The organism is Sulfurifustis variabilis, assembly GCF_002355415.1.
In the GTDB taxonomy this organism is placed as follows: domain Bacteria; phylum Pseudomonadota; class Gammaproteobacteria; order Acidiferrobacterales; family Sulfurifustaceae; genus Sulfurifustis; species Sulfurifustis variabilis.
This window is the reverse complement of sequence record NZ_AP014936.1, coordinates 3,744,967-3,757,333: the sequence shown is the minus strand read 5'-3', so window position 1 is coordinate 3,757,333 and position 12,367 is coordinate 3,744,967. Positions and strand designations below refer to the sequence as shown.

At 70.7% G+C, this 12,367-nt stretch carries 13 protein-coding genes; 4 read left to right on the top strand and 9 right to left on the bottom strand.

From position 1 onward, the window contains the following. The first annotated feature begins 64 nt into the window (after nt 1–64). Entirely contained in the window at nt 65–331 is a 267-nt protein-coding gene (locus SVA_RS18260; protein WP_148665557.1) for a hypothetical protein, read from the top strand. Nucleotides 332–404: 73 nt separating this feature from the next. Further along, complete coding sequence (locus SVA_RS18255; protein ID WP_096462567.1) at nt 405–884, top strand: hypothetical protein; 480 nt, start codon at nt 405–407, stop codon at nt 882–884. Nucleotides 885–941: 57 nt separating this feature from the next. Here the strand turns inward: SVA_RS18255 and SVA_RS18250 are convergent, their stop codons facing one another. Next, complete coding sequence (locus SVA_RS18250) at nt 942–1,280, bottom strand: hypothetical protein (protein WP_096462566.1); 339 nt, start codon at nt 1,278–1,280, stop codon at nt 942–944. A gap of 21 nt (nt 1,281–1,301) precedes the next feature. After that, nucleotides 1,302–1,565 carry a hypothetical protein gene (locus SVA_RS18245; RefSeq protein ID WP_148665555.1) on the bottom strand — a complete coding sequence of 88 codons (264 nt, stop codon included), beginning with the start codon at nt 1,563–1,565 and terminating at the stop codon, nt 1,302–1,304. A gap of 209 nt (nt 1,566–1,774) precedes the next feature. Here SVA_RS18245 and SVA_RS18240 point away from each other — a divergent pair, with 209 nt between their 5' ends. Both SVA_RS18240 and SVA_RS18235 read left to right on the top strand, forming a co-directional pair. Then, nucleotides 1,775–2,062, top strand: coding sequence for a hypothetical protein (locus SVA_RS18240; RefSeq protein ID WP_096462564.1), 288 nt, complete (start codon nt 1,775–1,777; stop codon nt 2,060–2,062). 20 nt (nt 2,063–2,082) lie between these two features. After that, nucleotides 2,083–2,379, top strand: coding sequence for a hypothetical protein (locus SVA_RS18235; RefSeq protein WP_096462563.1), 297 nt, complete (start codon nt 2,083–2,085; stop codon nt 2,377–2,379). A gap of 29 nt (nt 2,380–2,408) precedes the next feature. On the opposite strand, the gene xrtQ is transcribed toward SVA_RS18235, so the two are convergent. From xrtQ to SVA_RS18200, 7 genes are all read right to left on the bottom strand, one after another. Then, on the bottom strand, nt 2,409–3,806 hold the full coding sequence (xrtQ, locus tag SVA_RS18230) for an exosortase Q (RefSeq protein WP_169924180.1): 1,398 nt from the start codon (nt 3,804–3,806) through the stop codon (nt 2,409–2,411). After that, the gene (locus tag SVA_RS18225; protein ID WP_096462561.1) at nt 3,803–5,839 is read right to left on the bottom strand and encodes a VIT and vWA domain-containing protein; all 2,037 of its coding nucleotides are present in this window, start codon (nt 5,837–5,839) and stop codon (nt 3,803–3,805) included. The genes xrtQ and SVA_RS18225 overlap by 4 nt, the downstream gene beginning before the upstream one ends. 132 nt (nt 5,840–5,971) lie before the next feature. Continuing rightward, nucleotides 5,972–7,402 carry a two-component system sensor histidine kinase CreC gene (creC, locus tag SVA_RS18220; RefSeq protein WP_096462560.1) on the bottom strand — a complete coding sequence of 477 codons (1,431 nt, stop codon included), beginning with the start codon at nt 7,400–7,402 and terminating at the stop codon, nt 5,972–5,974. Beyond that, the gene (gene creB, locus SVA_RS18215; RefSeq protein ID WP_096462559.1) at nt 7,399–8,115 is read right to left on the bottom strand and encodes a two-component system response regulator CreB; all 717 of its coding nucleotides are present in this window, start codon (nt 8,113–8,115) and stop codon (nt 7,399–7,401) included. Before creB ends, creC begins: the two co-directional genes overlap by 4 nt. Nucleotides 8,116–8,174: 59 nt before the next feature. Continuing rightward, the gene (locus SVA_RS18210; RefSeq protein ID WP_096463032.1) at nt 8,175–8,927 is read right to left on the bottom strand and encodes a sulfite exporter TauE/SafE family protein; all 753 of its coding nucleotides are present in this window, start codon (nt 8,925–8,927) and stop codon (nt 8,175–8,177) included. A gap of 26 nt (nt 8,928–8,953) precedes the next feature. Then, nucleotides 8,954–11,341, bottom strand: a complete 2,388-nt coding sequence (locus SVA_RS18205; RefSeq protein ID WP_169924179.1) for an ATP-binding protein — start codon at nt 11,339–11,341, stop codon at nt 8,954–8,956. Next, nucleotides 11,338–12,348: an ABC transporter substrate-binding protein gene (locus SVA_RS18200; RefSeq protein WP_169924178.1), complete on the bottom strand. Its 1,011-nt coding sequence runs from the start codon at nt 12,346–12,348 to the stop codon at nt 11,338–11,340. Before SVA_RS18200 ends, SVA_RS18205 begins: the two co-directional genes overlap by 4 nt. Nucleotides 12,349–12,367: the final 19 nt, after the last annotated feature.

Sequence of the window (12,367 nt, the reverse complement as noted above, 5' to 3'; positions counted from 1 at the left end):
GGAAGGATCGCGAATGGTGTAACGCGCGCGGAACGGGCGAACCGAGCGGAGGCACAAGGAGACCATGAACAAGTTCCTGTCCCAATACCCCCTTGCCCCTGAGAATCTGGAGCGGGACGCAAAACGGGCACTTCCGTACAAGACGATGTCGGCCGAGGAGTACGCGGTCCGGGAAGGCGACCGCTGGGCCTGCTTTTCCTTCGGCGAGTACCGCTATCGCGATCCGCTGCTCGATCGATGGGTGCACGCGCTCGACGACATCGTCTTCAGTCCCGAGCGGCTGAAGCAGGTGCGGGAAGAGCTCCAGGCCGGACCGATCGACGGGCCCTAGGGCCTCCCCGCCCTTCCGAAGCCGGACGGGCCCCCGGATTGCGCCCCTTCTCCAACCGGCCGCCGCCGGCAAATTGATCGCCATCAAGGAGTGGCGCGGCCTTTGGCCGCAGTATGCCTCCCTGCGTCCGTACCGCGAGGAGCGCATGAACGACGACGTCGATGCCCCGGTGCCCGAAGTACCGGCGGACTCCTTCAGGCTGGCCTACGACTACGCCGAGGACGGTGTGCTGCGGAATCCCGCCGTGGCCCTCGACCTCGCCGACGCCCTGCGCCCGACCATCCGTATCGCGCGGACGATTGCGCGCGGTCTCCCGGTGAGCGCCGACGAGCTTTACGCCATCTCGGTGAGGGTGTGCGCCTTGTGGCGGCTGCTCGCGAGCGAGCCGGCGGAGCTGCGCCCCCTGGGCATCGGCTTGACCGAGGAGGGCATACGTTGCCCGGATGAAACGCGGACGGCGCTGCTCGATGCCGCCGCGGCCGCGCCGATTTCGGACGATCTCCGGTTCGAGCCGGACGGCTTCCTCGCCGTGCTCAAGGACAGGATGAGGTGACTTGCCCGTCGTCAAACCGCGTACCGCCGGATCGTTCCCGCAGACGGCGCATGCCGGTCACGAGCGATCGGGAACGTCCAGGCGGTCCGCACGGACCCTGACCAGCCGGTCGTAGAGCGACACGAGACGCCCCGCCAGCCTCATCGCCCTCTGCTCGTCGCTCCGGTCCCTCGCCGCCTCGCGGTTCGGCGCGAAGTAAAGCCGTTCCAGTTCCTTCCGGACGGACAGGAATTCGGCGTGGATCGATTCCGGCAGCTCCAGCTGTACGTCGAGAGGCGCGAGGGCGAGCCGATAGGCGTTCTCCAGCCGCTCGACGATCGACCCTTGTTCGCAGGCCAGAATGAAAAGCGCGTTGAAGATCTTCTGGCTGCCCGAGAGATGCGGAACGCCGACCATCGATTCCCCCCGTGATTGCCGTTATGCAAAGAACGTCTTGATGAGCAGGTCGTAGGTCAGCAGGACCTTCGCCGCGAGCTCCGCGGCGCGCGCCTCGTCGGCGGTCCCGGACTCGAGAAAGCGCTTCAGCTCCTCCCGCACCGACTCGCACTGCGCGCTGAACGGCGCCGGCAGGCGACCGAAGGCGGCGCCGCGAAGATGCGCCTCGTAAGCGTGTGCCAGGCGGTCGGCGACGCTGCCGGGGCGCGTCGCCAGCACGCGAACCGCGCCCTGGAAGTCGATCACCGGCCGTATCGTGGAATTGACCAAACCACCGCTCCCTGACGATCGTTCTTTTGCGGCGAGCATAAACAACAATGCCTCATCGATGAAAGACCCGTTCGCACGCACGCCCGCTTGTCAATTGGGTCGTCACCCGGATCGCCGGGCGGGCGCCCCATTTGCTAGCGTCACCGCCCGGACGGTCGCGGTGCTTCACAGGGAGCGGTGAGCAGGTGTCGAAATCGATCGAAGGGTGGAGACATTTTTTCGCGGCGGTGACCGCGCTCGCCACCATGCCGGGGTCGATCGTGGAAAGGGTGGGCCATGCCTACTGGGAGGGTCTCCGGAAAGGCGCCGACGCCGAACTCCCCGCGGAGCTGCGCAACGAGTATGCGCGGATGATGTCGAGGCTCGAGACCCTGTATCCCACACCGCATTCCCGCGACGTGGAGCCGCGCGAGGCGGCGCGGATGGCGAAGCAGATACTGCGCCTCTACGACAGAATGAGCCGGCTGACCTGAGCGCGAAGCGAGATGACGCAATGACGCCCGAGGCCACGCGCGAGCTTTACGCCGCGATCGAGATCCTGTGCTCGTCCCCGGAGCGGACGGCGGTGCGACTGGGGACCTCCTACCAGTTCCACCTCCGGGGCACGAACGCCGACCACCTGCCCGCGGCCGTGCGCGCAGAGTTCCGCGAGATCCTGGACGACCTCGCGAGGCTGTTTCCGACGCCGGACAGGTTCGACGGCGTCGACGAGGAGCTGGCCGCGAAGATGGCGCGGCGCATACTGAACGCCTACGACCGGCTCATCCGGCCACCGGGGCCGACGGGCTGACGCGGCGAGGACCGCCCGGTCCGCGCCTTTCAAAGCATTCGCGCCGTCGTGACCGCCCGCCACGGTCCGTGCGAGCGGCCCGTGACCGCCGCCCAGTACCAGGCGGACGTGTCGGTGAAGCCCCGGCCGTGGGCATCGACGATGCGCTCGCACACGCGCAGGCGCCGCCCGTTCTTCTCCGCCACGAGGCACCGCCAGAGCGTCGGCGGAACGCCCGACCGCCTATCCCCCGCCCGCTCGAGCGTGTCCGAGCCCACGCGGTAACCGAGGCCGCGATAGCAGTCGACGGCGGGGTGGAGCATGCGCGTGGGGGCGGTTACATGGCGGAGCACGATCGCACCCTCGCCGTCCGTGAAGCGCGCGATGGCGCCGGGGAACCGGTCGGCGAAGCGCTGTTCGACGGCGGACAGCGCGAGCGGCCGCAACGGGCGGCCGTCGAGCTCGCGGGGCCACTCGATCGCGGGCGGGGCCGCGGCGGCGATCACCGGCTGCGGCGCCAGCCAGGGCCAGAACGTCAGTCCGGTCAGCATGACGAAGGCGAACAGCCGGGCCCAGGTGCCGGCGGAGACGGGACGCACCGGGTGGTTCAGCAGGCGCACCTCCCACGTCACGACCGGCGCGCGTGCCGCCGCCGAGACCTGCCACAGCACGAGCAGGCACACGACGGCGAACGCCGCGACACCGATCGCCTCGTGCGTCCAGTCAGGCCATCGCACGAGTCCGGCCTCGCTCACGACGAGCACCGTGTTTCGCAGGATGTTGCCGGCCAGCACGGTGACGCCGACGAGCGGAACCCGGCGCAGGAATCGCCCGTCGGGGAGGCGCAGCCAGGCGGCCGCGGCGCAGGCGGTGAAGTACGCGACCCAGCCCATCTGGATCCCCGAGCACGGCGCGTCGACCATCACGACGGTTCCCGCGATCGCGAGAGTACTCCCCTCGCGCATGACGTCGACGCCGTGCGCGGCGAGGAGCAGGCGCGAGGCTTCGGCCGTGATCACGCGCAGCGGATAGCCGACGAAAAACTGCAGCGACGAGAGCAGCGGCAGCGCGAGCAGCGCCAGCCCGGTCAGCGCCAGCATCGGTTGCGCCGGAACGCGCACGGCCATCATCGTCGCGCACACCGCGAGCACGGCCAGCACGCCGCGGGCGAGCGGCGGCAACGCGCCGCCGCCCAGGATCGCGGCCGCGGCGAGCAGCGTCGTCACGACCAGCCAGCCGGCCCGGGGGCGGCGGCTGAAGCGATCGCGATCGCGCGCGACGAGCGCCGCGAGCGCGGCGAGCGCCACGACACCGAGCGGATCGTCCGACCGGTCGAGCAGGCGCGCGGCGCTCCAGAGCCATACGGGCGTCAGCGCCACGACCGGCAGGATCAGCCAGAGGCCCGCCGGCAGGCGGTCCACCCACGCCACCCTCGCCGCGAGGTTCACGGCAGGACTCCGGTCGCGGGCGAAAGGCGACGCAGCCGCCAGAGCATGGCCAGGCCGGCGATCGCGAGCATCCACCACACGCCGGGCTCCGGCGTGCTCGGCACTTCCCCGCCGACCGCGAGATCGCTCACGCCCTGGGGCAGCGGCGAGGGTTGATCGACCGTGACGCCGTCCGCCGCGGGATTGCGCACCACCTGGTCCACGGCGATGAACGACGTGTACTGCGTGAGCAGGTTGTAGCGCAGACCGAGGCCCAGGATTTCGTCCCGGTATGCGCTGCCGCCTTCGAGACCCTCCTGATCGGACAGGGTCGCGATGCGCTGGCGCGCCCACAGGTACCGCAGCGCGCCGAAACCGGCGGAGACCCGGTCGGGGGCGACGTCGAGCCGCGCGCGGAACGTCCCTGCGGCCGACTCGCCCTCGAGCACCAGCCGCCCGTGCGGCTCCCCGCGCCACTTGCCGTAAAGCACCACCGGGCGCTGCGCGAACACGTCGGGCAGCAGCGGCGGCTCGACGTCGTACACGTCGAGCCCCTCGAAGCGCGCCTGCAGATGCGTGAGCACCGGCGCGTCGATCATCCGGCGGAAGCGCTCCGCCTCGCGTGCCGCGTCGCGCGCGTGCAGGACGACGAAGGGCTCGCCCTGGCCCGCGCGCGCCATCCCTTCGATCAGGTGACGGTTCACCGACGAGCCGATGCCGAACGCGAACAGGTTGGCGCGCGCCAGGTTCCGGCGGATCAGGTCGAAGGTCTCGCGCTCGACCGTGACGTAGCCGTCGGTGACGACCACGAAGGTGCGCGCCCGGTCCCGGTCGGGCGCAAGGGCGAGCGCCCGGCGCAGCGCGGGCACCAGCTCCGTGCTCCCGCCGCCGCGCTGGTCGCGCAGCAGGCGCAGGGCCTGCTCGATGTTCGCGCGCGTGGCCGGCACGGACTCGGGCGCCAGCATCCGGCTGCCGCCGGCGAACAGCATCACGTTGAAGGTGTCGTTCGGCCGCAGGCTGCCGACCAGGTCCTCGAGCAGCGCCTTGGCGGTGTCGAGCGGAAAGCCGTGCATGGATCCGGAGACGTCGACGACGAAGACGTACTCGCGCGGCACGATCTGCGCGGCGCCGACCACGCGCGGCGGCTCGACCATGGCGAGGAAGAAGTTCTCCCCTTCCGTCGTCGCGTCGCCGCGCGACAGCAGGATGCCCGACTCGATGCGGTCTCCGGCGAGGCGGTAATCGAGCACGAAATCGCGGTTGTTCTCGTTCGTGCCGGTCGCGGCGAGCTCGACGCGCGTCTGCGTGTCGGAGATCCGGCTCGGTTCGATCCGGTGCGAGGGCGAGCTCACCGCCTGCAGGGGGATCGGCGTCGCCAGCTCGACGGCGAGATCGAAGCGCGCGTTCGAGAGACCCCCCTGGTGCAGGAACGGCATCGAGATCCACTTCTCGCTCGTGCCGCTGCCGCTTTCGGGCGAGCCGTTGTAGCGCGGCCCGACGACCGTGGGAAACACGAACCGGTAGGTCCCGTCCGTCGGCACCAACAGTTCGGTGTAGCGCAGCTCGACGGCGACGTCGTCGCCGGGAAGGATGTTCGCGACGTTCATCTGGAACACGTTCGGCCGGTGCTGCTCGAGGAGGGCCGCGGTCTTCCCCTCGCGTTTCGCGGCGTCGTACTCGACGCGCGCCTGTGCCTTCTCGCGGATCCGGGCGGTCAGCAGCCGATCCGCGAGGCGCACGTTCATTCCATAGACCGCGGCCCGGGTGGAGCCCGGGAAGACATAACGCGCCTCGATCGCGCGCGTGCCTTCGTTGCGGTAGTGCTGCGTGACCGTGACATCGGCGATGACGCCGACGATGCGGACGTCGACCCGGGTCGCCTTGAGCGGCAGGCGATCCACCTCGGGATCGTCGCTGTCGACGAAGAAGTACGGGCTCTCGGTGCGGTCGGCCGGCCCGGCGCCGGCGAGCGCCCGGGTGGGTTCGAGGAACAGCAGCAGCAGCGCGGCGGCGAGCGCGAGCGGCCCGAGCCAGCGGTGTCGATGCGACGGCATGGTCTTTCTCCCGGCGATGTGCGGATGCACGAACGCGAGGATGAGCCGCGCGTGGGAAGGCCGTTTGAACTCCTCGGGTCGTTTTCGTGAAGCGAGTGTGAAAGCGCCGCGGCGCGCGCGCGGACGGGCGCTTCAGTCCCGAGGCAGCTCCAGCCTCGCGATCGCGCCGCCGCCGGGTGCGTTCGTGAGGCTCACGCGGCCGCGGTGCAGCTCGGCGACCTCCGCCACGAAGGCGAGGCCGAGCCCCGTGCCTTTCTTCCCCGAATGCGGCCGCGCCAGCGAGTAGAACTTCTCGAAGACCTTGTCCAGCGCGTACTCGGGGACGCCGGGACCGCGGTCGCGTACGCTCACCTCGACGGTCCGGTGCGAGGCGAGGTGCAGCCCGACCTCGACGGTGCCGCCCTCGGGCGAGAAATCGATCGCGTTCTCGAGGAGGTTCGAGAGCGCGCACGTCAGAAGAAACGCGTCCCCCTCCACCTTGACGGTCCCGCCCGCCGCGCAGGCGAGCGCGACCCGGCGCCGGCTCGCGGCGGGTTCCGCCGCCTGCAGCGCCTGAGCGACCAGGCCGCGCAGGTCGACGGTCTCGACGCGTTCCAGCCGGTGGCGGGTCTCGAGCGCGGAGAGCGCGAGCAGCCGGTCGACCAGCTCCTGGATGCGCCGCGACTCCCGCGAGATGTTCGCGATGAAGCGCTCGCGCTCGGGCCTCGGCATCGGCTCCTGAAGCAGCTCCGCGGCCCCCCGGATCGCCGAGAGCGGACTCTTGATCTCGTGCGTCAGCGCCTGCACGTACTCCGAGGCGTAGTGGCGGCCGGCGAGGGTGTCGCGCATCTCCTGGTAGGCGCCGGCGATCAGCCGCAGCGCGCGCCGCCACAGACGCAGCGGATTGAGGCTGCGCTGCGCGCGCACGTAACGCACGTACTCGCCGAAGAACGCGAACGGCCGCACCAGCCACACCGAGACGATGACGGCCAGCACGACCACGGCGACCACCGAGCCGACGCCGATCGCCAGGATGTTCCGGCGCGCGGCGACGACGAACTGGCCGAAGCTCTGCACGGGCTTGCCGACGGTGACGGCGCCGATGATCGCCCCCTGCGCGTAGATGGGCGCCGCGACGTACATCACCGAGGTGCGCGGGTCGTCCTCGATGTCCCGGGTCGAGCGCGCGCCGTACTGTCCGGCGAGCGCGAGGCGCACGTCGCGCCAGTGCGAGTAGTCCGCGCCCGTGTCGCGTCCGAGCGAGTCGAACACGACGCGCCCCCGGGCGTCCGTGACGTAGACGCGCAGCTCGACGCGGGTCTTGTGCAGCGCGTAGATCCGGGCGTCGACCGGCCGCGCGTAGAGCGCCTGGAACGCGGGACCGAGCGTCTCCACGCGGAGGGCGCCGTCGCGCACCTCGCGCTCGATGAGGCTCGCAAGGAGGTGCGACGTCTCGACCAGGGACTCCTCGGCCGACTCGCGGTAGCGCAGGTCGAGGTCGTCGATGATGCGGTACAGGAGGAACGCCACCCCCAGCACGTAGATCATCAGGATGCCGAGGAAGACGCGGTTGCGGGTGCTCACGGCTCGTCGGCGGGCGTCGGCGGAAGGTCGTCGGCGAAGGCGTAGCCGATGCCGCGGTGCGTTCGGATCGGCTCGCGCGCCGGAGCGATCGCGTGCAGCTTCGCGCGCAGCGTCTTGATGTGGGCGTCCACCGTCCGGTCCAGGCTCTCGCCCGGCGCGTCCCACACGCGTTCGAGCAGCTCGTCGCGCGAGTACACGCGCCCGGGGCGCGCCGCGAGCGTCTTCAGCAGCCCGTACTCGTAGCGGGACAGCTCGAGGACGCGGCCGTAATAGCGGATGCGCCGCCGTTCCTCGTCGATCGCGATGGGGGTTCCGGCTGACGGCACGCTTTCCTCCGGAGTGCTCTCCCTGTGGACGCGCCGCAGAACCGCGCGCACGCGCGCGGCCAGCTCCCGGGGCGAGAACGGTTTGGCCATGTAATCGTCCGCGCCCATCTCGAGCCCCGCAACGCGGTCGATCTCGTCGCTGCGCGCCGTGAGGAAGATCACGGGTGCCCCGGTCAGTGCGTGCATGCGCTTGAACAGCTCGAAACCGTTGACGTCCGGCAGCCCGACGTCGAGCACGACCAGGGAGACCGCGCCGTCGGCGAGCTTCGCGAGCGCCTCCGCGCCGGTGCCGCAGACGACGGGGTCGAAACCGTCCGTGGCGAGCGCATAGCGGATGGTGTCGGCGATGCCGGGCTCGTCCTCGACGACCAGGATGCGGGGTTTCATCTCGCTAGCATAGCCAAACGCGCGCCTCCTCTTCAGGCCCGCCGCGTGCCGGGACGATTCTAGGCGAGCCCGAGCGCCTGGACGAACAGACCGGCTCCGGTCGCGATGCACAGCACCGCCACGAAGCGGCGCAGATTCCCCGCGTCGACCGCATGCGCGATGCGCGCGCCGAGCCAGACGCCGGCGAGCTCGGCCGCCGTGACCGGAAGCGCGAGCGTCGTGTCGATGCTCCCGTACTGCAGGTTGCCGAGCGTGCCGGAGGCGGCCGCGACGATCTGGATCGCCTGGCTCGCCCCGATCGTCTGCAGGGCGGGGAATCCGAAGAGCACCATCAGGGGCACGGAGAGCGCCGGACCGCCTACGCCCGTGAGGCCCGAACCGAAGCCGGCGATCGAGCCGATGCCGAGCAGGAGCACGCGCTGCGCGCCGGTTCGGCCGGCGAACGCCGCCCGCCCGTCGCGGCCGAGCGGCCGCACGGTGTAGATCCCCGCAAAGACGATGACGCCGGCAAGAATGAGCTGAAGCGCCGTCGTGTCGAGCCGGGCGTTCGCCCATGCCCCGGAGAAACCGAAGAGCAGCGCGCCGACACAAACCGGCACCGTGATGCGCCAGTCGATGCTTCCGCGCCGCTGAAAGTGCCAGGTGCCGGCGATGCCGGTGAAGAGGAAGGTGAACAGCGCCGTCGCCATCGCTTCGTGGATGCCGAGGTGGCCGAAGGCGGTGAGCGCGGGGATCAGCAACAGGCCGCCGATCCCGACCGCCCCGATGAGCGCGCCTACGCCGAAAGCGGCGAGCAGCAGAACGATCGACATGTTCGAGCCGGCCCCGGCGTTGCCTTCTACTCCCCCGGGCCGAGCGTCGCCCACGCGCGCTCGAGACGTCCGGCCTCGAGCCGGAGCGCCACGACCGCCGCCTCCGTGCGGGAACGGTCGCCTGCCCGCGCGGCCGCCTCCAGTCGCCGCGCGGCGCGCTCGAGCGCCGGTGCCGCGCAGTAGGTCGCCGAGCCGGCGATCTGGTGGGCGGTCTCCGCGACCTGCGCGAGGTCGTTTCCGCCGTCGTGGCCGACCCGCTCGAGCTGCTCCGGCAGGCGCGCGAGGAGCTTGCGCACCGACGCCGACCACAACGCCCGGTCACCGGAAGCCAGCCGGATGCCGGCGGCCGGGTCGAGCGTCGTTTCGTACTCGCCCGTCGGCTCTGCGACGGCAAGGAGGTCTTCGACCGACGGCGCGGCAGGCCGGCCGAAGCCGCCGAGGAGGGCATACAGCGTGTCGGGCGTCACGGGCTTCACCAGGTAGCCGTCGAAACGGGAGGTCTCCGGCCGCACGCCCGATGCGAATACGGCATCCGCCGTGAGGGCGACGATGCGGGTGCGGCTCTGCTGCCCGAGCGAGTCCCGGATCTGCGTCGCCGCCTCGAGACCGTCGATGCCCGGCATGTGGATGTCCATGAAGACCAGGTCGTACGCATGCGCCGCGCACGCCTCCACGGCGCGCAGGCCGTCCTCGGCCTCGTGCACCTCGGCGCCCTGGCGCCGGAGAAGCGCATAGAGATACTGCCGATTGATCTCGTTGTCGTCGACCACCAGCACCTTGAGGCCTCTGACGTCCGGCCTCGGGGGCGGCGCGCCGGCGGGGACGGCGGCCTCTCTGCCCGCCCGGGCGAGCGGGAGCGTGAAGGAAAAGCGGGAGCCCTTGCCCGGCTCGCTCCGCAGCTCGATGGTGCCGCCCATCAGATCGACCAGCGACTTGGCGATGGCAAGCCCGAGCCCGGTCCCCCGGAAGCGCCGGTGTCGGCCCGCCTCCAGCTGGCTGAACGGGTGAAACAGGCGGTCACGGTCCTCCGACGCGATGCCGATCCCGGTGTCGGTGACGGCGAAGCGAACGGTCACGCGGCTCGCCGAATCGTCCAGGCGCGTCGTTTCGAGCGTGACCCCGCCGGAGGACGTGAACTTGATCGCGTTGCTGAGCAGGATGTTGAGGACCTGCATGATGCGGCCCGCCGCGCCGACGAGGCGATGCGGGATCGCGTCGTCCAGCACCACGCGGAGCTCGAGGCCCTTGGCGCGCGCCAGCGGGCCATAGAGGGCGCGCATGTCCTCGACCAGGTTCGGCAGCTCGAACGCGCCCGGGACGATGCTGAGCTTTCCCGCCTCGAGCCGGGCGAAGTCCAGGATGTCGTCGATGACCGAAAGCAGGGCGTTGGCCGATATGTCCATCTTGCGCGCGTACTCGCGCTGCTCCGGATCGAGCCGGGTGTCGGAGAGCAGCGCGAGAAAGCCCAGCATGCCGTTGAGCGGCGTGCGGATCTCGTGGCTGATGTTCGCGAGGAACTGCGACTTCACGCGGTTGGCCGACTCGGCCTCCGCGCGGGCGGCCTCGAGCGCGAGGTTCTTCTCCTCCATATCACGGAGGGCCTGTCGCAGCCGCGCGGTCGCGGCGTCGACGCGCCGCTCGAGCTCGGCCTTCGACGCCTTCAGCGCCTGCGCCATGGCCTCGACGCCGTCCTCGAGCGTCCCGAGCTCGCCGCCCGCTCCCGTGCGCACGGGCCAGTCGAGACCGCCCTTGCCGAGCGCGCGCACCGCCTCGGTGACCTTCTGGATCGGCCGTATGATGCCCTCGGCCATGCGCCGCGCCAGCAGGCTGCTGAGGAAGATCAGCGCGGCCGTGATCAGCAGCGTGTTCCTCAGAATGCGTTCGCCACGCTGTCTCGTCTGGTCCCGCGACAGCTCCACGTTCACCCACCCGAGAATCTTCCCGCTCGGCCTCGGCGCCACCCGGCCGTCGTCGAAATAGCTGTCGATGGGCAGCTCGGTCTGCAGGATCGGGCTGCGAAAGACCATCGACTGCCCGTCGTCGGAAGGGGCGTAAACGGGATCGCCACCGGCCGCGGGCAGGGCCGACGTGCGCCGCGCGGGCGGTCCCGCGAGAACCAGCGGATCGCCGTTGGCGTCGCTGATCGTCACCGAACGCACGTCGGCTTCGGCCAGGACCGCCTCGGCGATCGATCGCAGCAGCTCGCCGTTCCCGGAGTACACCGCGTACTCGCTCGCCGGCGCGAGCTGCCGCACGATCGCGCCGCCCTTCTCGGTCAGCTCCTCCTCCAGGTCGTCGAGCTGCGCGAGCACGAAGTACAGCGCGAGCAGGATGGCGATCGACACGGCGGGCAGCAGCGCGAGGACCAGCGCACGCGGACGGATTCCCCAGTCCTGCACCCGCGTGAGCTTCACGGTCTCCCTCCCAGCCGCTGCGTCAGCCGTTCCTCGCTCTCGATGGAAAGTCCGAGCGAGGAAGCGACCTGGTGGTTGACGGTGACGGAGAAGTACCTCGGGTACCGCGGGGCAGGAAGATCGCGCCCGCCCGCCTGGGCCCATTGCGTCACGAGCTCGCCGAGCTCGCGCCCGATCTGCTCCGGCGTCGAATAGACGGCCGCCAGGGCGCCCGCGCGCACGTAGGCCGGGGACGCTCCGATCAGGGGAACCCGGTGGCGATAGGCGGTAAGGAGGATCTTCTGCGCGTTCGCCCGGTTGAACACGAGCGGGTCGATGATGCCGAGCATCGCATCCGAGTCGGACAGCAACCCGTCGAGCGCGCGGACCAGATTGGCGTCGGACGACAGCACCTGCGCGTTCAGCCGCAGGCCGCGCGCCGTGGCCGCGCGCGAAAGGTCGTCGACGTAGCCGTTGGTGGACGGACCCAGCGCCACGCCTACTCGACTGCTGTCCGGCGCGACCAGGCGGATCAGATCGAGCTGCCGGTCGAAGGGTTGATCGAGGTAGATGGCGGAGCGGCTCCGCGGCCGCCCGTTGACTGCTTCGCCGTTGCCGAAGATCTTCTCGAAGCTCAGCCGGGGGATGAGCACGCTGAGGAGCGGCCCGCGTCCCGCGAGCTGCGCCAGCTCGGCCGTCGCTTGCGTGCCCACGGCGACGTAGAGATCGGCGGCCGGCACGGCGCGGTCGGTCGCTCCCCGATTGCGTTCGGACAGATCGAGCACGCTCAGCCTGGCGGCGCCGTTGCCGTTCGCGCGAAGCTCGCGTTCGACGCTCTCGATCAGATGTCGGTAGACCGCCTCCTTCTGATCGATGACCAGCATCACGCTCCGCGGCTCGCCGGCGAGCGGCGGATGCGCGGCCGGGAGAAGCAGAAGCCCGAGACACGCGAGAGCCGCGGCCGAGAACCGCGTTTCCCGGCAGGCGCGGGAGCGACGGCTCAGCAACGCGGATCGCACGCCGATCACGGAGCGCGGCTCATGCGAA